This window comes from Kistimonas ophiarachnellae (assembly GCF_057552235.1).
The window spans coordinates 158,834-178,038 of the sequence record NZ_BAAJPA010000005.1; the positions used below are offsets into that span (position 1 = coordinate 158,834).

General features: G+C 51.0%; 20 protein-coding genes and 1 pseudogene. 17 read left to right on the forward strand and 4 right to left on the reverse strand.

Annotation, left to right across the window (positions count from 1 at the left end; all coding sequences use genetic code 11):
- Nucleotides 1-213 precede the first annotated feature (213 nt).
- The 3 genes from pip (at nt 214) to AC27K1_RS07885 (ending at nt 2,719) form a co-directional block, all read left to right on the forward strand.
- On the forward strand, nt 214-1,191 hold the full coding sequence (pip, locus tag AC27K1_RS07875; protein WP_487149629.1) for a prolyl aminopeptidase: 978 nt from the start codon (nt 214-216) through the stop codon (nt 1,189-1,191).
- A gap of 12 nt (nt 1,192-1,203) precedes the next feature.
- On the forward strand, nt 1,204-1,641 hold the full coding sequence (gene dtd / locus AC27K1_RS07880) for a D-aminoacyl-tRNA deacylase (protein WP_487149631.1): 438 nt from the start codon (nt 1,204-1,206) through the stop codon (nt 1,639-1,641).
- Between the two features lie 280 nt (nt 1,642-1,921).
- Nucleotides 1,922-2,719, forward strand: a complete 798-nt coding sequence (locus AC27K1_RS07885) for a type IV pili methyl-accepting chemotaxis transducer N-terminal domain-containing protein (protein ID WP_487149632.1) — start codon at nt 1,922-1,924, stop codon at nt 2,717-2,719.
- Nucleotides 2,720-2,763: 44 nt separating this feature from the next.
- On the opposite strand, the gene argS is transcribed toward AC27K1_RS07885, so the two are convergent.
- Entirely contained in the window at nt 2,764-4,506 is a 1,743-nt protein-coding gene (gene argS, locus AC27K1_RS07890) for an arginine--tRNA ligase (RefSeq protein WP_487149633.1), read from the reverse strand.
- Between the two features lie 448 nt (nt 4,507-4,954).
- On the opposite strand from argS, the gene AC27K1_RS07895 reads away from it, so the two are divergent.
- From AC27K1_RS07895 to hslU, 3 genes are all read left to right on the forward strand, one after another.
- Nucleotides 4,955-5,581, forward strand: a complete 627-nt coding sequence (locus tag AC27K1_RS07895; RefSeq protein ID WP_487149634.1) for an SPOR domain-containing protein — start codon at nt 4,955-4,957, stop codon at nt 5,579-5,581.
- A gap of 99 nt (nt 5,582-5,680) precedes the next feature.
- A complete protein-coding gene (hslV, locus tag AC27K1_RS07900; RefSeq protein WP_487149635.1) occupies nt 5,681-6,226 on the forward strand; it encodes an ATP-dependent protease subunit HslV in 546 nt (181 codons plus the stop codon).
- A 42-nt stretch (nt 6,227-6,268) separates the two neighbouring features.
- The gene (hslU, locus tag AC27K1_RS07905) at nt 6,269-7,600 is read left to right on the forward strand and encodes an ATP-dependent protease ATPase subunit HslU (protein ID WP_487149637.1); all 1,332 of its coding nucleotides are present in this window, start codon (nt 6,269-6,271) and stop codon (nt 7,598-7,600) included.
- 194 nt (nt 7,601-7,794) lie between these two features.
- Here the strand turns inward: hslU and AC27K1_RS07910 are convergent.
- Both AC27K1_RS07910 and AC27K1_RS07915 read right to left on the reverse strand, forming a co-directional pair.
- Nucleotides 7,795-7,896: pseudogene (locus tag AC27K1_RS07910) on the reverse strand (transposase); the annotation flags it as partial.
- 204 nt (nt 7,897-8,100) lie between these two features.
- Entirely contained in the window at nt 8,101-9,621 is a 1,521-nt protein-coding gene (locus AC27K1_RS07915; protein WP_487149639.1) for a hypothetical protein, read from the reverse strand.
- Between the two features lie 603 nt (nt 9,622-10,224).
- On the opposite strand from AC27K1_RS07915, the gene AC27K1_RS07920 reads away from it, so the two are divergent.
- From AC27K1_RS07920 to AC27K1_RS07970, 11 genes are all read left to right on the forward strand, one after another.
- A complete protein-coding gene (locus AC27K1_RS07920; protein ID WP_487149820.1) occupies nt 10,225-10,608 on the forward strand; it encodes a gamma-butyrobetaine hydroxylase family protein in 384 nt (127 codons plus the stop codon).
- A gap of 99 nt (nt 10,609-10,707) precedes the next feature.
- Entirely contained in the window at nt 10,708-11,466 is a 759-nt protein-coding gene (gene ubiE, locus AC27K1_RS07925; RefSeq protein ID WP_487149640.1) for a bifunctional demethylmenaquinone methyltransferase/2-methoxy-6-polyprenyl-1,4-benzoquinol methylase UbiE, read from the forward strand.
- Nucleotides 11,463-12,110 (forward strand): ubiquinone biosynthesis accessory factor UbiJ, encoded by a 648-nt coding sequence (locus tag AC27K1_RS07930; protein ID WP_487149641.1) that lies wholly within the window; start codon nt 11,463-11,465, stop codon nt 12,108-12,110. Before ubiE ends, AC27K1_RS07930 begins: the two co-directional genes overlap by 4 nt.
- 3 nt (nt 12,111-12,113) lie before the next feature.
- On the forward strand, nt 12,114-13,727 hold the full coding sequence (gene ubiB / locus AC27K1_RS07935; RefSeq protein ID WP_487149643.1) for a ubiquinone biosynthesis regulatory protein kinase UbiB: 1,614 nt from the start codon (nt 12,114-12,116) through the stop codon (nt 13,725-13,727).
- Nucleotides 13,727-14,149, forward strand: coding sequence for a phosphoribosyl-AMP cyclohydrolase (gene hisI, locus AC27K1_RS07940; protein ID WP_487149645.1), 423 nt, complete (start codon nt 13,727-13,729; stop codon nt 14,147-14,149). Before ubiB ends, hisI begins: the two co-directional genes overlap by 1 nt.
- The gene (locus tag AC27K1_RS07945) at nt 14,142-14,471 is read left to right on the forward strand and encodes a phosphoribosyl-ATP diphosphatase (protein ID WP_487149647.1); all 330 of its coding nucleotides are present in this window, start codon (nt 14,142-14,144) and stop codon (nt 14,469-14,471) included. The genes hisI and AC27K1_RS07945 overlap by 8 nt, the downstream gene beginning before the upstream one ends.
- 38 nt (nt 14,472-14,509) lie before the next feature.
- Complete coding sequence (locus tag AC27K1_RS07950; RefSeq protein WP_487149648.1) at nt 14,510-14,845, forward strand: histidine triad nucleotide-binding protein; 336 nt, start codon at nt 14,510-14,512, stop codon at nt 14,843-14,845.
- 57 nt (nt 14,846-14,902) lie between these two features.
- Nucleotides 14,903-15,166, forward strand: a complete 264-nt coding sequence (tatA, locus tag AC27K1_RS07955; RefSeq protein ID WP_487149650.1) for a Sec-independent protein translocase subunit TatA — start codon at nt 14,903-14,905, stop codon at nt 15,164-15,166.
- Between the two features lie 14 nt (nt 15,167-15,180).
- A complete protein-coding gene (gene tatB / locus AC27K1_RS07960; RefSeq protein ID WP_487149652.1) occupies nt 15,181-15,555 on the forward strand; it encodes a Sec-independent protein translocase protein TatB in 375 nt (124 codons plus the stop codon).
- Nucleotides 15,552-16,313, forward strand: coding sequence for a twin-arginine translocase subunit TatC (gene tatC / locus AC27K1_RS07965; RefSeq protein ID WP_487149653.1), 762 nt, complete (start codon nt 15,552-15,554; stop codon nt 16,311-16,313). Before tatB ends, tatC begins: the two co-directional genes overlap by 4 nt.
- 36 nt (nt 16,314-16,349) lie before the next feature.
- Nucleotides 16,350-17,063: a 16S rRNA (uracil(1498)-N(3))-methyltransferase gene (locus AC27K1_RS07970; protein WP_487149654.1), complete on the forward strand. Its 714-nt coding sequence runs from the start codon at nt 16,350-16,352 to the stop codon at nt 17,061-17,063.
- A gap of 143 nt (nt 17,064-17,206) precedes the next feature.
- On the opposite strand, the gene AC27K1_RS07975 is transcribed toward AC27K1_RS07970, so the two are convergent.
- A complete protein-coding gene (locus AC27K1_RS07975) occupies nt 17,207-19,159 on the reverse strand; it encodes a hypothetical protein (protein ID WP_487149655.1) in 1,953 nt (650 codons plus the stop codon).
- Between the last annotated feature and the right edge of the window lie 46 nt (nt 19,160-19,205).

Consider the following 19,205-nt stretch of genomic DNA (forward strand, 5'->3'; position numbering starts at 1 on the left):
GGTTACGCGTGCGGTAATGACAGGATGTCTTTACAGGCTGGCAGTGAGTGCGAGCACTTTCTGCCAGTCTATCATGGAGTAAACGCCGTGTTTCTGCTGGCTTTATTCCCACTCTGAATAGGGTTAATGTTAGACACTGGTACTTTTAATCTGGCTGTTATGATCATTGTTCAGTGAGCTGACAGTTGCCTGTGTCATGACAAAGGATATCCGATGCTGACGCTTTATCCGGCCATTAAACCCTACGCCCGTCATATCCTGCCGGTTTCCGGCCATCATGAACTGTATCTTGAAGAGAGTGGTAACCCGGAAGGGATTCCAGTGCTCTATCTGCATGGAGGCCCGGGCGGCTCCTGCGATAAACATACCCGACGCTTCTTTGATCCCAACCTGTACCGCATCATTGCGTTTGATCAGCGCGGCTGTGGTCGTTCCCGTCCCTATGGTGAACTGGAAAATAATACTACGGCGCATTTGCTGGAGGACATGGAAGCGATTCGTGCCTTCCTGAAAGTCGAAAAATGGATGTTATTTGGCGGTTCCTGGGGCTCAACATTGGCACTATTGTATGCCATTCAGCATCCAGAGAAGGTGTTGGCCATGGTGTTGCGTGGTATCTGGCTGGCGCGTGAGCGGGATATCAACTGGCTTTACCGGGATGGCGCCAATCGGGTGTTCCCCGATTACTGGCAGACATTCTCCCAGCCTATTCCTGAGGCAGAGCGTGGCGATATGTTGAGCGCTTTCTATGCGCGGCTGACAGGATCGGATGAGCTGGCCAGAATGGCCGCTGCCAAGGCCTGGTGTCTTTGGGAAGGGCATTGTGCAACCCTGCGTCCCAGCCAGGAAGTGCTGGATGGTTTTTCTGATCCGCATCGCGCTCTGGCCATGGCCCGTATCGCATCCCACTATATGATCAATAAGGCGTTCATTCAGGAAAACGAAATTCTTAAGCAGTGTCAGGCTATCTCCAGTATTCCCGGGATTATTGTCCACGGACGTTACGATATGGTGTGCCCGCTCGAGAATGCGCAGACGTTGCAGCAGCACTGGCTGGAAGCCGAACTCCACATTGTGCGGGATGCTGGACACTCAGCCAAAGAAGCTGGTATTCGGGATGCTCTGGTCAGGGCGACCGATGAAATGGGCAAACGCTTCGGTAAAGAGTTTGGTCTGGACAAAACCTCTTGATATAAGGTTGTTATGAAAGGGTTGATTCAGCGTGTCAGCCACGCGAGCGTGGTCGTTGCGGATGAAACAGTGGGGGCTATTGATTCAGGATTGCTGCTGCTGTTGGGGGTGGAAAAAGACGATGATGAGCAGAAAGTGGACAAGTTGCTGGATCGTGTTCTGCGTTACCGGGTCTTTTCTGACGACAATGGCAAGATGAATCTGAGTTTGGCGGATACCGGTGGCGGGCTGCTGGTTGTCTCTCAGTTCACCCTGGTGGCCGATACCCGCAAAGGTTTGCGCCCCAGTTTCAGCTCCGGGGCAACACCGGAGAAAGGGAATGCGTTATATGAATATTTCGTTAAGCAGGCCCAACTGCGCCATTCTGATGTTGCCACCGGCATTTTTGGTGCGGATATGAAAGTCAGTCTGCTCAATGATGGACCAGTGACGTTTATGTTAGACGTTTAAGTGTTTTGTTTCGGGAGTCAGAGTGTAAGGTGCTGGCTCCCGACGCTTTCATCACACCCTTCCATTACCTGTATTCAATCTCCTGAATCCTCTGTTTCACCATTCCTGTAAGTTTGTCGCTCCAGGATGGTGCGTTATGTGTGCTTGTCTGATCTGTTTTGAATCGCTTTGTGCTTGATAAAACGTAATTACCTTTCTTTTATTGATTCTTTTTGTGGCGTACATGTTGCTTAGGCATTCCATATATGTGACAGGAATAGTTAGGGGGAGGGATATGTTGATGAGCCGATTACCTGCATTGTTTTTGATGATGCTGCTGGCGACGTCATTGCCGGTTGAAGCAGTTTTGACAGATGCTGAGGCGGTGAATAAATCGGGGCGGCAGCGGATGTTGTCACAACGGATAGTGAAGAATTACCTGATGCTGGGGGCCGGTGTGAACATCGAGGTGGCGCAGAAACAGCTGGATGCCAGCATTGCCCTGTTTGAGCAACAGTTCCTTGAGTTGTCTGACTACGCGCCGACCCAAAAAATCCGGGATATGCTGGCCCGGGTGGAGGAAGTCTGGCAGCTGTACCGGGTACAGGCACTGGCGACACCCAACAAGCAGGATGCAGTATGGGTCTTGAGAAAAAGTAATGAGCTTCTGACGTTGTCGAATGATGTAGTGACCTTGATTGAGCAGCATGCTGGTGGCAATAACGCAAAACTGGTGAATATTTCCGGGCGGCAGCGGATGTTGTCCCAGCGTATTGCTGGCCGCTATATGGCGATGGCCTGGGGGGTGGATGCAGAGGAGCTTCACGAAGAGTTGCACGAAGCGATTACACTTTTCGATGAATCCCTGCAGTTTCTCCGGGTTGCTCCTGAGAACAGTGCCATGATCCAGAAGAAGCTGACCAAAGTGCAGGCTCAGTGGCAGTTTTCCAAGGCAGGATTCAAGGGAGAGAAAGAAGGGCGTTATGTGCCAACAGTGATTTCGGTGACTACCGAATCTATCCTGCGGAAAATGAACGAGTTGACGGGCGACTATGAGGCGCTGATGGAGTCACAGCAGCTGGCTAATGTTGAGTTGTAAATGAAAAAACGGCAGCGAAAGCTGCCGTTTTTGGTAGGGGCGTTTTACATCTGTTCGACAGTGTTGATGCCCAGCAGTCCCAGACCCTGTTTCAGGACACGGGCTGTCAGTGCGCACAGCTGCAGTCGGCTGTTCCGAACATCTTCTTCGACACCCGCCTTGTTAACCGGGCAGGCTTCATAGAATTTCATGAAGGCGCCAGCCAGGTCGTACAGGTAGGCACACATAAAGTGCGGCATGCCTTCACGAACCACGGTGTCGATGGTTTCGCTGAACTGCATGACCTTCAGAGCCAGGGCGCGTTCTTCTGCTTCTGTCAGGGTAATGTGGCCGGTTAGGTCAGACTCATTGACACCCGCCTTACGGAAGATGCTGCGAATCCGGGTATAGGCATACATCATGTAGGGTGCAGTGTTGCCTTCAAAAGACAGCATGTTGTCCCAGTCAAAGATGTAGTCGCTGGTCCGGTTCTTGGACAGGTCGGAGTATTTCACCGCGCCCATGGCCACAGCCTTGATGACTTCAACCTTCTGTTCTTCGGTGAGGTCAGCCCCTTTCTGTGCAATCAGACGCGCTGCCCGTTCTTCGGCTTCGTCCAGCAGTTCGGACAGTTTGACAACACCGCCGCTTCTGGTCTTGAACGGCTTGCCGTCCTTGCCCAGCATGACGCCAAAGGCATGGTGCTCCAGCGGTACAGATTCAGGCACATAACCCGCTTTGCGGACGATGGTCCATGCCTGCTGCAGGTGCTGGGCCTGGCGGGCGTCGATGTAATACAGTACCCGGTTCGCGCCCAGAGTTTCATAGCGGTACTTGGCGCAGGCCAGGTCGGTAGTGGTGTAGAGGAAACCACCGTCTTTTTTCTGGACGATTACACCCATGGGGTCGCCGTCCTTGTTCTTGAATTCATCCAGGTAGACGACTTTAGCGCCCTGGTCTTCCACTGCCAGCCCTTTGGCTTCCAGGTCCTGGATGATGCCGGGCAGCATGTCGTTGTACATGCTTTCGCCCATGGCGTCTTCACGGGTCAGGGTGACATTCAGACGATCGTAGTTGCGCTGGTTCTGTTCCAGGGTGACATCAACCAGTTTCTGCCACATTTCCAGACACCACTCGTCACCACGCTGCAGCTTGACGACGTAGTTACGGGCACGCTCGGCAAATTCCGGGTTGCTGTCGTAATGCTTCTTGGATTCCCGGTAGAACTCTTCCAGGTCAGCCAGTTCGGCAGACATGATTTCCGGGTTTTCTTTCTGCAGTTCTTCCAGGTGGGCAATCAGCATGCCGAACTGGGTGCCCCAGTCGCCGATGTGGTTGGCGCGAACCACTTTGTGGCCCAGGAATTCCAGGGTCCGTACCACTGCGTCACCAATGATGGTGGAACGCAGGTGACCAACGTGCATTTCCTTGGCAACGTTCGGTGCGGAGTAGTCCACGACAATGTTCAGCTTTTCAGCACTCTCGTTTGCGCCAGCGCGGGGATCCTTGCTGTAGCCGTCCAGTTCGCCGGCCAGCCATTCGGCATTGATGAACAGGTTGATAAAACCGGGGCCGGCGATTTCAGCCTTTTCGATGATGCCGCCCAGTTCCAGTTTGTCCACGACCTGCTGTGCCAGTTCACGGGGATTCATGCCCATTTTTTTTGCAGCGGGCATGATGCCGTTGGCCTGGTAATCGCCAAATTGAGCACGGGCGCTGGTGCGGACCATGGCATTGCTGCCTTCCGGGGCGCCGGCGGCGATGAGGGCCTGTGTGAGCTGGTGTTCGAGTACTTTAAGCACGTTCATGAACGGATCCTTAAACCTTGGTCAGGGACTGGGTTATATAAACAACGTAGTGTAGAGGCAAGCGGTCAGGCAGGACAGGGCACGGGAAAGCGCCTGTACTGCTTAAATTCGGCGGTAGCGTCGTCGGAGAGCGGGAAGAAAATTCAGACGTGCGATAATGCCAGCGTCAGGGACGTGGTCTTCAGTCAATACAGGGTGTGAACTGTCTATTATCGTAGCCATGAGCCGGATGCTATCGAAATTCCACAGGCAAAACAATACGCTTTTCAAGGGTTAATGCCCTGTCAAATCAGACCGTAAAAGTCACGGTAGAGTTCCCCTTGGCTTCTGCCGATAATTCCCGGTTTGGTCAGCAGGTATGGCGAACGGGTTACGTGTTTTATCCGTTGCGCTATGGCTTGTTATAGTATGGGTAGTCTTGACGAAGAAACGGTGCCATGGAGGGGTAATGGCGGCGAAGAAAACAGTCCGGCGTGGTGCGTCGGCAACGAAGAAATCGGCAGGAAAGAAAGATATTCCCGGCTGGTTATGGCTGGGCGCCGGTGTCGCGATCGGGGTGCTGGTGACGTTACTGGTGAATCTGGCGCCTGATGCCGGCGTGGATGCGCGTTCAGTCGCAGGCAATACGGGAACCGGTGAGATCGTCAGCAAGAAAAAAACGTCCCCGGAAAAAAAGCCGGTCTTTGATTTCTATACCCTGTTGCCTGAATCAGAAGTTATGGTGCCTAACGAGCCCAAACGTGAAACGGTGGCACCGCCCAAAGCCGAGAAACCTGCGGTAGCGAAGGCGCCAGAATCGGCTGACAAGCAGGCGCCAGCCACGGTGGAAGCAAAGCCGGGCCGACGTTACCTGCTGCAGGCCGGTTCTTTCCGTAACCCTGATGATGCAGACCGCCTGCGTGCGCAGTTACTGCTGTGGGGGCTGGATGCCCGGGTTGAGCGTGTGATCGTCAAGGGCGGGGATGCCTGGCATCGTGTGCAACTGGGGCCGTTCACTGAGCAGCGTTCCCTGAATGAAGCCCGTCAGGCTCTGGCTGCCCACAAGATCGATTCATTGATGTTACAACTGAAATAAATCCCCCATTTCCGGCCCTCTGCTCAGAGGGCCCTTGAAATTGTTTCCCGCCGTCCCAATCATTCCCTCATCTTAATGAACGAATTACAGGAGTCCGCCTTGGAACAGTACAGAGGCACTACCATCCTGTCTGTGCGCAGAAAGGGCCAAGTGGTGATCGGTGGTGACGGTCAGGTGTCACTGGGGCAGACGGTTATCAAGGGCAACGCCCGCAAGGTTCGCCGTCTTTACAATAACCAGGTACTGGCTGGTTTTGCCGGCGGCACGGCGGATGCCTTTACCCTGTTTGAGCGCTTTGAAGCACAGCTGGAAAAGCACCAGGGACAACTGGTGCGCGCCGCGGTTGAGCTGGCGAAGGACTGGCGGACGGATCGTGCACTGCGACGTCTGGAAGCCATGCTGGCGGTAGCCGATGCCAAGGCGTCCCTGATCATTACCGGTAACGGTGACGTTATGGAGCCGGAGGACGGCATCCTGGCGATAGGTTCCGGCGGCTCGTTTGCACAGTCTGCCGCCCGGGCGTTGTTCGAGAATACGGATATGGATGCGCGGGATATCGTGGAAAAAAGCCTGTCGATTGCAGGTGATATCTGTGTTTACACCAACCACAACCGGACCATCGAAGAACTCTGCTACGACGAGTAAGCCCGGCACCGGTAACGAATTCAGGAAATCAGAGCTGCAGTTATGTCGAATATGACTCCCCGCGAAATTGTCCACGAGCTGGATAAACACATTATTGGTCAGGATGACGCCAAGCGTTCCGTGGCCATTGCCCTGCGCAACCGCTGGCGCCGGATGCAGATTGATGAAGCATTGCGCAACGAAATCAGTCCCAAGAACATTCTGATGATCGGCCCGACCGGTGTCGGTAAAACCGAGGTGGCGCGTCGTCTGGCCAAGCTGGCCAATGCGCCGTTCATCAAGGTGGAAGCCACCAAGTTCACCGAAGTGGGCTATGTCGGTCGCGATGTGGAATCCATCGTCCGTGACCTGGTGGATGCCGCGATCAAGATGCAGCGTGAGCAGGAGATGCAGAAGGTCAAGCATCGCGCCATGGATGCAGCAGAAGATCGTATCCTGGATGCACTGTTGCCGCCGGCTCGTTCTTTCTCCGAGGAATCTCAGCCGCAGGACAGCAGTACACGCCAGGTCTTCCGCAAGAAACTGCGTGAAGGCGAGCTGGACGATAAAGAGATCGACATTGAAGTCAATGAAGCCAGCATGGGGGTAGAGATCATGGCGCCTCCCGGCATGGAGGAAATGACCAGCCAGTTGCAGAACATGTTCTCCAGCATGTCCAGTGGCAAGAAAAAGACCCGCAAGCTGAAAGTCCGTGAAGCCATGAAGCTGGTTCAGGATGAAGAAGCGGCCAAGCTGGTGAATGAAGATGACCTGAAAACCAGCGCGATTGAAGCGGTGGAGCAGAACGGTATTGTCTTCCTGGATGAAATCGACAAGGTGGCCAAGCGTTCCGGCAGCAACAGCGGCGATGTTTCCCGTGAAGGCGTACAGCGTGACCTGCTGCCGTTGATTGAAGGCTGCACGGTCAGCACCAAGTATGGCATGGTCAAAACCGACCACATCCTGTTCATTGCGTCCGGTGCGTTTCATCTGTCCAAGCCGTCTGACCTGATTCCGGAATTGCAGGGCCGTCTGCCGATTCGTGTCGAACTCAAGGCACTGAACGTGGAAGACTTTGAGCGTATTCTGACGGAGCCGGATGCTTCTCTGACTGAACAGTATCAGGCGCTGATGGCAACAGAAGGGCTGAAGATTGAATTTGCCCGTTCCGGTATCACCCGTGTGGCGGAGGTCGCCTGGCAGGTGAATGAAAACACCGAAAACATCGGCGCCCGTCGTCTGCATACCGTGATGGAACGTTTGCTGGAAGAAGTGTCATTTGGTGCAGCGGATCTCGCGGCTACCGGTGAAGCGGTAGTGATTGATGCTGAGTATGTGAATCAGCACCTGGGTGCGCTGGTTCAGAACGAAGATCTGAGCCGTTATATCCTGTAATCAGGTTTGGTGGATCGTTTGGTCGGCCCGCTTACGGTGACCGCCGGAAGCGGGCTTTATTCTCGGTCGGTGTTTCAGGTTGGGGCTGACGAGGCAGCTAAAGCAGAATTCATACAATAATCGCGTCAATATTTTTCACAGTGCCAGCTGCATTTGCCTGTTGCACTTATTGTATTAACCCAGCATCGCATTTTTCCGGGGAACGCAGCCTTGATTTTCAGGAAGAAATATTCTGTATTCCTGAAGCCATAGGCCATACGTTTGATGACCTTGATGCAATTGTTCACGCCTTCCATATCCATACTGACAGCAGAGTTGCGGTTTTTGTTTGGCGACTACCGATGTACCGCTTCCCTGTCTGTCAATCTCTACTTTCCCACGAAAATACGAATAACCAGAAATTTGTGGGTTTTCACGCAATATCCGGGCTAAGCGCTGTCACTAAATTTTTATTTTTGTTCTGAAGGATGATGGCGACTGCTTGCAGCCGTCATGGACGATCATGGTGATGGCACGCTTATTTGTACTGCCGCCATTGCTGCTATTTGTTTTTGATGTTGTGTCTGCAGTTCTTCTTCTGACGGTTTCATAAAAACATGAGCCATTATTTCGTCATAGAATTCCTGGTCATTACTGAAAAATTCCGCATATTGGCCAATATGCGACACTATGGAGTGAATGAGGTCAGTTGCTATTGTTGCCGAATTTGCAATGGTTTCATCCATCTCTGAAATATAGTCTTTGTCCTGGCTATCCAAATGGGTAGCGATGAGTGTTGACATACCTTTATTAGCTTTGATAGTTTCAATGAGATCCGTGAACGCCTTCCGTAAATTATCGTGGTGTTTTTTTAATAATTCGTCATCTTTTTCTGGTCGATTTTGTATTTTTTTGTATTCATCGCCTTCGGATAATGTGTCAACTGCATAATCCATGATTTTGGCAATGAATTCTATTTTTTTATTGATTAAAGGTTTTAATTCGTTTTCGATTGTGTTGCGTTTTTGTTTAATGTTTTCTATTTCTGAATTTACTTGTTTCAATTCATCCTCTGTGAGCTTATTATGTGCCAGTTTATTTTCTTTATCTGTTTGATCTTTGTTTAGGTTTTCTTCGCTTTCTTTTATTATATTTTCGAGATGTTGTCTGCATTCTAGAAAATCGTATTGAAAGCAAATCCATTCCGGGCTACAGGTGGTTATTTGTTCGGGGTCTGTAATCACAATAATGTCATCACATAGTTGCTGGTCGTTGTCATATTCCAGGGGGTGATACTGTAATAATTTAGTTTCTACTTCATTTTTATCTATTCCGGCAACGAATTTTATTTGTGTGAAATAAGGATCAAAGCAGCCTTCATTTTTTGTATTGTAGTAATAGCGAGTCATACATTCTTCTTTCATAAGCTCAATGTAATTGGCGTGCTCCGATATCAACACCTTAATGCTTGATTGATCACAAGCATGAAAGCGTGGGACGTCCTGGTAGTATCCACGCATATTTGCACTATCAGCTTTTTTATTCCGTATAGTGGAATTTGAATTGTAATAGTTCCAGTGCTCTTTTGTTACTTGAAACGAACATGCTATGCAATCTAAAGTGTTATTGTTTGAGATGTAGAAGTAATTTTCTGCAAGATGCTCTGGTTTAAAATTAGGGTTTTTAAAGGCTGGATCTTTTATTTCTTGTTTGTGTGTGCCGGGATTATTGAAAAAAGAGAAATACCTGGTTGACTGATACCTTCTGTTGGCAGGTGTTATAAATTGCACGTTTCTATTTTTTTTAAAGAAAATGCTGTCTTTGTCTCCTCTTATTCTGGCTCTTAGCTTTTTGTTTATGTTTGTAACTAAAGCGTATTTCTGCGTGCATGGATAAGTGTCCTTAATATAAAAACCTTTCCATAATCTAATCGTAGCTGTTTCTGTATATTTGTTGGAGAATCTTACGGACTCTCCTTTGTTAATCACATGGTTGGTCTTTGATGTGGTATCACTATTTACATAACTTATTATTTCTTTCATGTTTTCCTCCATTGTATCCAAATTGAGTGTCGGCAATGAATACTCAAAACACTCCGGGAGCGGACGCCTGCCAGATGAACAATCATAAACCTGGCGGTATTTTCACACCCGGTTTGATAAGGTGTAATGTGTATTTCATTGTTTCTGACCAATAGGTCAGATAAAACCATACCCTAACTACAGGCGTTGGCTCAGCATTATCCAGAACGCAATTTCTGATCCATGCGCAGTTTGATTGGATCACAGCACAAGGGATTGTCGCCATTTTTACCTGTAAACCGAAAATATTCGATATCATGTCGCATCTATCTGACGGTGGTATTTTGAGTAAGTTCCGGATACCGGCGACAATTGTCACCGGTACAGACGCTTTGGCATAACCAAAAAATGTCCCGAAGCGTTTAATTCGTGATTCCCATGCCGCCAGTCGGTTGACTGGGACCTGCAGGGTGCCGGGTTCTCTCCGACCCTTGCGGTGGAGGTCGCGAACGGCTGGCGTTCGATAGTGATTGTTATGCCATAGTCTGCGAAAGATGATGCAGGGCTGTGGGATTCGTTTTGCCTGTGGATTGATTTTATGGAGGCTGTTGTTATATGGCAGAAATGTACAGTGTGCCGTCTGATATCCGGCTGCATCGCAAGAGCGGCATGCTTGAGCTGCGTTACTCCGATGGGGTGACGCATGAGCTGTCGGCAGAGTTTCTGAGGGTTTACAGCCCGTCGGCAGAAGTGCGTGGGCATGGTGCGGGCCAGGCAGTGCTGCAGACGGGCAAAAAGCATGTGCAGCTAACCGGTGTTGAAGCCATTGGCAATTACGCAATTAAGCTGATTTTTGACGACGGCCATGACTCAGGCATCTACACCTGGGAATACCTCTATGACCTGGGCGCGCATTATGAAACTTACTGGCAGGATTACCTGGAACGGTTGCATCAGGCCGGGGCTTCGCGGGATCCGGATGTCAGTGCTGTGAAGTTTCTGGAATGACACGGGTCGCTAGGTGGTGGTACGTATGTCAAGACATTGCCCGGCGGTAACGCTAGAATAAGTCGCCCGATATCCGCACAGTAGTTTTCTGGATGAATCATGACTGACAAACACTCAAAAGAGACCACCCATTTCGGCTATAAAACCGTTGACAGGGATGACAAGCAAAAGCTGGTAGCTGAGGTGTTTCAGTCGGTGGCCGGCAAGTACGACCTGATGAATGACCTGATGTCCATGGGCGTCCATCGGTTGTGGAAGCGCTTTACCATCGAGATGAGCGCAGCCCGTCCGGGCCAGAAAATCCTTGATATTGCCGGCGGTACCGGTGACCTGACGGCCAAGTTTTCCAAAATCGTGGGTGAGCAGGGGCTGGTGGTGCTGGCGGATATTAATGACGCCATGCTCGATGTTGGCCGTGACAAGCTGACGGATGCCGGTGTCTGTGGCAATGTCGATTATGTTCAGGCCAACGCGGAAGACCTGCCGTTTGCGGATAACACGTTTGACTGTATTACCATCGCCTTTGGCCTGCGAAATGTCACGGACAAAGACAAGGCGCTGCGCTCCATGAACCGGGTGTTGAAGCCCGGCGGTCGTCTGTTGGTTCTGGAGTTTTCCAAGACTGATAATCCGCTATTGAGCAAGTTGTACGATGCTTATTCATTTACTGCATTGCCGGTGATGGGCAAGCTGATTGCCGATGATGCGGACAGCTATCGTTACCTGGCTGAATCCATCCGCATGCATCCTGATCAGGATACTCTTGAGCAGATGATGAAATCCGCCGGATTTGTCCAGACCGGTTATCACAACATGACCGGTGGCATTGTGGCGCTGCACAAGGGAATCAAACCATGACCTCGCTGCTGGAAACCATGCCCGGCACCGCTGCACGCATGGCGCTGGAACAGGGCCTGAAACAGGTATTGAAGCTGGACCCGGTCACCGCGAGACGCTTTGCCGAACTGAAGGGACAGGTATTGCAGGTGGCTTCTACGGCACCGGCTGTGGATATCTGGCTGGTGTTTACTGAAGACGGCATAGAGCTGCGAGCCTGTCACGAGTCTGAGGCCGATTGCGTGATTCGTGGAACCGCACCCGCTCTGGCACGGTTGGCGGTCAGTGATGAGCCCATGGCGACCCTGTTCAACGAGGGGATTACCCTGACCGGTAATTCGGATCTGCTGTTGACGGTTTCAACCATCGTCAAGCACAGTGAATTTGACTGGGAAGCGCTGCTGGCCCGTTACAGTGGCGGCATCGCCGCGCACGCCGTGGGACAGGTCAGCCGCGTAAGCGCAGCCCTGTTTGGCGACATGGCAACCACCGCACGCCTGAACCTGTCAGAATACCTTCAGGAAGAGCTTCGGGTTTTGCCGCCTAAAAATGAGGTCAGTGCGTTCCGGGATGATCTGGATACATTGCGACTGGCTGCCGACCGGTTGCAGGCAAGAGTGGATCGTCTGACGGCAAAGACCCAACAGCAGACACAGGATGCCTGATCGGTGCAGCAGGTTTTTCGATTTATCAAGATAGTTTCCGTGGTGGCCCGTTATCGTCTGGATAACCTGGTGGATAGCGAGCCGTTACCTTTTTATGTCCGCTGGTTCCTCAAGCTGCTCCCCTGGCGTTTTATTCCCAGCCGACTCTCCCGCGGAGAGCGGCTGCGGCGGGCATTGATTGAGCTGGGTCCTATCTTCGTCAAGTTTGGCCAGATTCTTTCTACCCGTCGGGATTTGCTGCCGAATGATATCGGTGATGAGCTGGCGAAATTGCAGGACCGGGTGCCGCCATTTTCCGGAGAAGTGGCGGAAGCGATTATCCAGAAAAGTCTTGGACGACCGCCCTCCGAACTATTTGCCACCTTCAATCGTGAACCGATGGCGTCAGCGTCGGTTGCCCAGGTGCATGAAGCGACACTGCACAGCGGTGATTCGGTAGTCGTCAAAGTCATTCGTCCGGGTATTGAGAAAACCATCCGTCAGGATATGTCGTTGCTGTTCCTGCTGGCGCATATTCTGGTGCGAATATCCAGTGACGGGCGACGACTGCGTCCGGTGGAAGTCGTGGCGGATTATGAAAAAACCATTTTCGATGAACTGAATCTTCAGCGTGAGGCGGCCAATGCTTCGCAATTGCGTCGTAATTTTCTGGGTTCGCCTTCGCTGTATATTCCCCGGGTATATTGGGATTACTGCAGCCAGAAAGTCATGGTGATGGAGCGCATCTACGGTGTGCCCGTGACTGACCTGGCGGCGTTGCAGGCGCAGGGTACCAATATGAAGAAGCTGGCGGAGCGGGGCGTTGAAGTCTTCTTCACCCAGGTGTTCCGTGACAGTTTCTTTCATGCCGATATGCATCCCGGGAATATTTTTGTTTCCTATGAGCACCCGGGAGATCCACAGTATATCGGTGTGGATTGCGGGATTGTCGGTTCGCTCACTCCAGAAGATTTAAGCTACCTTGCCCGTAACCTGCTGGCGTTTTTTCACCGGGATTACCGGATGGTGGCACAGCTGCATATTGATTCCGGCTGGGTGCCTCGTGAAACCGTGGTGAACGAGCTGGAAGCGGCCATTCGTACGGTCTGTGAGCCTATTTTTGAAAAACCGCTGGCGGAAATTTCCTTTGGTCAGGTGCTGATGAACCTGTTTTCCACCGCGCGCCGCTTCAATATGGAAGTGCAGCCTCAGCTGGTGTTATTGCAGAAAACGCTCCTGAATATCGAAGGGTTGGGTCGACAACTTTATCCCCAGCTGGACCTGTGGGCCACGGCGCAACCCTTCCTTGAACAGTGGATGAAAGACCGGGTCGCGCCTCGCGGTGTGTTGCGTCGTCTGAATGAACAGATGCCACAGCTGATCGAGCAGGCGCCCATGGTGGCCCACCAGGTGGTGCGTGACCTGCATGAATTGCGGGATCAGCAGGAACGTATGCTGACGCAACGGCCGTCGCCTTTGCATGATGGCTGGTCGCGGACGTTGGGCGCAGGGTTGCTGATACTGGCCATAACGGCCTGGATCCAGCCGGCCTGGATAGCCGTCATTCGCTGGGAGCCGTTGCTGCTGGGTGTCGCCGGCATCTATTTGTTAAAACCGGGAAGCAGAAGAGAACGATAATGACGAATCCTGCATGGTTGGATGCGGTTTGCTGGAATGAGGATGGGCTGGTGCCGGCCATAGCGCAGGATGCGGCAACCGGTCGCGTCCTGATGATGGCGTGGATGAACCCGGAATCGCTGGCGTTGAGCGTACAGGAAAAGCGGGCGGTGTATTGGTCCCGGTCGCGCCAGTCCCTGTGGCGAAAAGGCGAATCCTCCGGCCATGTCCAGCAGCTGGAAGACATCCAGCTGGACTGCGATGGCGACACGTTGCTGCTGAAAGTGACACAGCTTGGCGGAATCGCCTGCCATACAGGGCGTGAATCCTGCTTCTACCGGTCGCTATCGGAGGGGGACTGGCAGGCGACAGAACCGGTGCTGCAGTCCCCGGAGCAGATTTACGGCAAACCGTCACAGCAGGGAGTGGTTGGGGATGAGTGATATTCTGGATCAGCTGGCCGAGGTGCTGGCACAACGGCGACAGGCGTCACCGGACAGCTCCTATGTGGCAAGCCTGCATCATAAAGGGCTGAACAAAATCCTGGAGAAAGTGGGTGAGGAAGCAACGGAAACCCTCCTTGCCGCCAAGGATGTTACGGATGCCGAATCCGCAAAATCGCTGATTGCAGAGACCGCGGACCTCTGGTTTCATTGCATGGTGATGCTCTCTCATCTGGAACTCAGTCACGAGGAGGTACTGGCTGAGCTGGAGCGGCGCTTCGGTTTGTCTGGCCTGGAAGAGAAAGCCGCCAGAACCCGGTAGTGGGCAGACTGTCTGACGTAAAACAGGAAGTGTGTGCTATGAGTGACTGTATCTTTTGCAAAATCTGCGATGGCGCTATCCCGGCGGATGTGGTTTATGAGGACGATCACTGCTTGGCATTCCGGGATATTCAGCCGAAAGCACCGGTGCATCTGCTGGTAATTCCCCGCAAGCATGTGGAGAGCCTGGATGACCTGGGTGACGATGACCGGGAACTGGCCAGCCACATGCTGCTGACAATTCCCCGGATTGCCAAACAGCAGGGGCTGGATGGCGGCTATCGCACGGTGGCCAATACCGGTAAAGGCGGTGGTCAGGAAGTTTTCCATCTCCACTTTCATATACTGGGTGGTGGTACGCCGAAGCCGCTCTGATGGAGCCGGCTTCGCTGTTTTGAACAAATACCTGGTGGTCAGGTAAAAGGAACGATTATGGGTTTGGGTGGAATCAGTATCTGGCAGTTGTTGATCATACTGCTGATTGTGGTGATGTTGTTCGGCACCAAGCGGCTGCGCAATATCGGTAGTGACCTGGGCAGCGCGGTAAAAGGCTTCAAGAAAGCACTGGGCAGTGATGAGGCTGATGCCGGGACAGAGCAGCCCGCCGATGAGAAGCGTCATCTGAAACAGGACGCGACCTTTACGGCGCAGGATGACAAGTCCGAAGAAAATCGATCCCGGGAAAAACAGTTGTAACCAGGTAGCTGATTGTGTTCGATATTGGCTTTCTTGAGTTGTTGGTCATCGCCGTGATTGCCCTGATCGTGCTGGGGCCGGAACGGTTGCCAGTGGCCATCAAGGTGGTCGCTGTCTGGATTGGCCGGTTGCGTCGGAGTTTTCAGTCGATCCGTCAGGAGATTGAGAAAGAGATCAATGCTGACGAGATTCGGCGTGAAATCCACAATGAATCCGTGATGGCTGAACTGAAAAAGACCCGGGACGACCTGCAGAAAGAGATGGACGGCCTGAATCAGCAGATTGATGCGGTGGCGGAATCCTTCCCGTCATCGGAACACCGGCAGACGGCGTCAGACAGTACGCCGGGGCAGGCGGGCAGCGGTAGCAGTAGTAAGACAGATCCATGACCAAATCTTCCTCAACGGATAAGGAACAGCCGCTGGTTCAGCACCTGCTGGAGTTACGCAGTCGCCTGTTAAAAGGCTTTGGCGTCATCCTGGTGATATTTCTCGGGCTGTTTTATTTCGCTAACGACATTTATGTCTTTGTCTCTGAACCGCTGAGAGCGTATTTGCCGGAAGGTGCGAGCATGATCGCGACGGATGTGGCGTCGCCCTTCCTGACGCCGTTTAAACTGACGTTGGTGGTAGCGGTGTTCCTGTCTATCCCCTTTCTGTTGCACCAGGCGTGGGCGTTTATCTCTCCGGGGCTGTACCGACATGAAAAGCGCATAGCGATTCCGCTGTTATGCGCCAGTGTCCTGTTGTTTTATGCGGGCGTGGCATTCGCGTACTTTGTGGTTTTCCCTTTGGTGTTTGGTTTCTTCACCAGTGTCGGACCCGAAGGTGTCGCGATCATGACCGATATCAACCGGTACCTCGACTTTGTCCTGAAGATGTTTTTTGCCTTCGGACTGGCGTTTGAGATTCCTATTGCCACGGTGTTGCTGGTCTGGTCCGGCGTGGCGGATGTGCAGTCACTCAAAGCAAAACGTCCTTATGTTGTCGTGATCTGCTTTGTGCTGGGTATGCTGCTGACACCGCCGGATGTTATTTCCCAGTCACTGCTGGCGATACCCATGTGGATGCTGTTTGAGGTTGGGATACTCTTTTCCGGCCTGGTGCAGAAACGCGATAACAACCCCGATGAACAGCCTCAGGATTGAGGCTGTTTCTCCTTTTCCTGCCACATTCCAAAGACCATGAATCTGTTATTACTGGAAGAGAGTGATTTTGTCTCGGACAACCGGGTTGTAATCAGCGGTCGTCGTTTATCTCACGTGACGGATATTCACCAGGCTAACATTGGCGATACCCTGCGGGTAGGGCGCGTCAATGGCTTGATGGGAACAGGCGTCATTCAGGCGCTGGATGCCCAGCAGCTGGTGCTGGATGTTTCGTTGACGGAAGCTCCACCGGCGCCTTTACCGTTAACCGTTCTGCTGTCTCTCCCCCGCCCGAAAATGCTCAAGCGCAGCTTGCAGACCATGACAGCTATGGGCGTCAAGCGTATTGTTCTGATGAACAGTTACCGGGTGGAAAAAAGTTTCTGGCAATCGCCCTGGCTGGCGGAAGAGAAATTACGGGAACAGCTGGTGCTGGGACTGGAACAGGCACGGGATACCCAGCTACCTGAGGTTATCTTTGAAAAGCGGTTTAAACCGTTTGTGGAAGATCGCCTGCCTGCGATGCTTCAGGGTAAGCGGGGGCTTGTTGCGCATCCCGGTGATAGCGGCGGCTATTGCCCGCGACAGCTCACGGAAGATATTGTCCTCGCCATCGGACCTGAAGGCGGTTTTATTCCCTACGAGGTGGAAAAACTGGAAGCGTGTGGCTTTGAACGTATCCACTTAGGGCCACGAATTTTGAGAGTAGAAAATGCCATTCCAGTATTGATCAGCAAGTTGTTCGATTGAGCAATACGGGGCGAAAATGCCACAGGTTCGCGACGGGTAGTAGACCGGTGGTGGCGGGTTTCCATCCGGCATCAGGCAGGATGGGCGCCCTGAAAAATGTCAGTAGCGGAGCCTTTTCACAGCGTAACTGCAGCCTGTTGCACTTATTGTATTAACCCAGCTCCACTGACCAAAGGCTTCGGCTCTACTAATTGCAAATCTGGCCTGAAGTCAAAATGTGTTTTGATGATCTTGTCAAATTGTATACGAAATTTGTCTTTGTTCTGGTCGGTTGCAGATGAAAAGTTGTGAAACCAAGTATATATTTCCTGGAAAAAATAATGAATATTTACGAGGTGTTTTGGAGAGAGCCTTCTTTCTATATATATGTTTTTAGTCGTAGCCGTAAGTTGTCTTGTTTGCCTGATTATCGCTTGGAAGTTTTTATCATTTAGTGTGGATTTGTACATGAGTTTATATAAAATCATTGATTCTTGGTAGATTGTGTAGGTTGTCATTTTTTGTATTTTCTTGATATCTATTTTTGAATTTATTTCGTTTATGGATAATCCTCGTTTTTTGTTTTTGTGCATGAGGGTGGGTAGATCCTTGAAATCTAATGAGCCTTTTGTTCTAAAACATAAGTTATTGTAGTGTTCTGTTTTTGTACTGAATCGTAATTCGATCCTGTCCATGAACGTCAGTGTGGAAAGAATCAGGTTGGTGAAGGTGTTGGCAAGAGTTTTTTCATAGTTTTTGAGATCTTTTATGCTGGCTGGATAAAATGTGTCTGAATACTTGTTTAGGCAAATGAGATCATTGTCATCTTTAAGCTTTCCTGATTGATGATCGTGTTTTCGTTTTTCTATGATTTTGTTGGTTTCATCAAATACGTTATATCGCAATATGTCGCTGAAATATTTCTTTTCATATTTTACAGGATGGGTTTTTATAGGCATACCGTCGTCAGCGCCGTGTTTCTGTTGTGTTTCTGACGTGTGTCTATCTTCCTTTGGACGGGCACCCCGCGAGGCGTATGTGGAAGATACGTTAGCCACAAAAGGGTCTCTGTATAGGGTTCTAGAACCGCTGGTTTTCCACGAGGGTGTAGTTTGCGATTGTTCGTCTGATTTATGCGCCGGGGTGATTGCGGACTGCTTAATCTCGAGGGGCATTCTTTCGTGGGGTTGGTAGCGTTCAGTAATGATCAGCATAATGGGACCAATTAAATCCCGCCTTTGCATGTCGGTAAGCACAGTATTACATTGTACGATGAAATTTTGAAGATAGGCCGACCTTGCTTGCGATGTCATTTTTTTCATGTGATCAAAAACAGGGTTAAGAAAAAGTTCAATGTTTTCAGTTTTAATGCTGGACGCATTTATGAAAAAGTTTAATTCAGCGCAGTAAAGTGAATATCCAAATTTATCTCTGAGATCTCTCAGTTCTTCTGATAACATCGCTAATGTCATTTTTTGATGCTTTTCCGCTTGGTGGGTTTCAGTCTGAGAAAATGTATCGTGGGACACATTTCCTGGCGTCATTTCAATGTTTTGTCCGGCCTGGTAAATATTGTTCAATGTTTTAACTCTTTGTTTTAGTGCGTTAAACCGGCTCGTCGCAATGGCACATTTTTCTTTATTGTTATGGGTTTTACTTACAAGGGGTGAGAAAAAGATTTCTCCTTTTATTGGGTCAATGCCTATTACATGAGAGCGAAAGTTTTGTATTGATAGATCGTTCTTCATTGGTAATGGCCAGTTGTCGTGGTTATCGAAATTCTCAAGCAATTGCACAAAATCCGTAAGATAAACTTCGGTTTTATTCTCTTGGCTTGTTGTCGTTGGCATAGGAATAGGCAGAGGTAGGTGCTGTATTGTCGTTCGTGAATCAATATGGGACGTTGGCGACAGCGTTTCCCCCGAAGCTAATGCAAGGGGGGTAGGCAACAAGCTTGCAGGATGCGTCATTTCGCCGGATGCCGGTTCAACAGGCTGCAGTGGGAAAAGATGGTATCCCTGCCAGGACTGTATACCGGGATCACTTCCTTGCGCCTGCGGTTGTGGGCGTATTGGCGCTTCTTTACCTGTCTGGATTTGAGGTGAGGGTTGTCGCACGGTCTGTGTCCCTTGTATGAATGCTTAATGCCTGAATCTACACTGC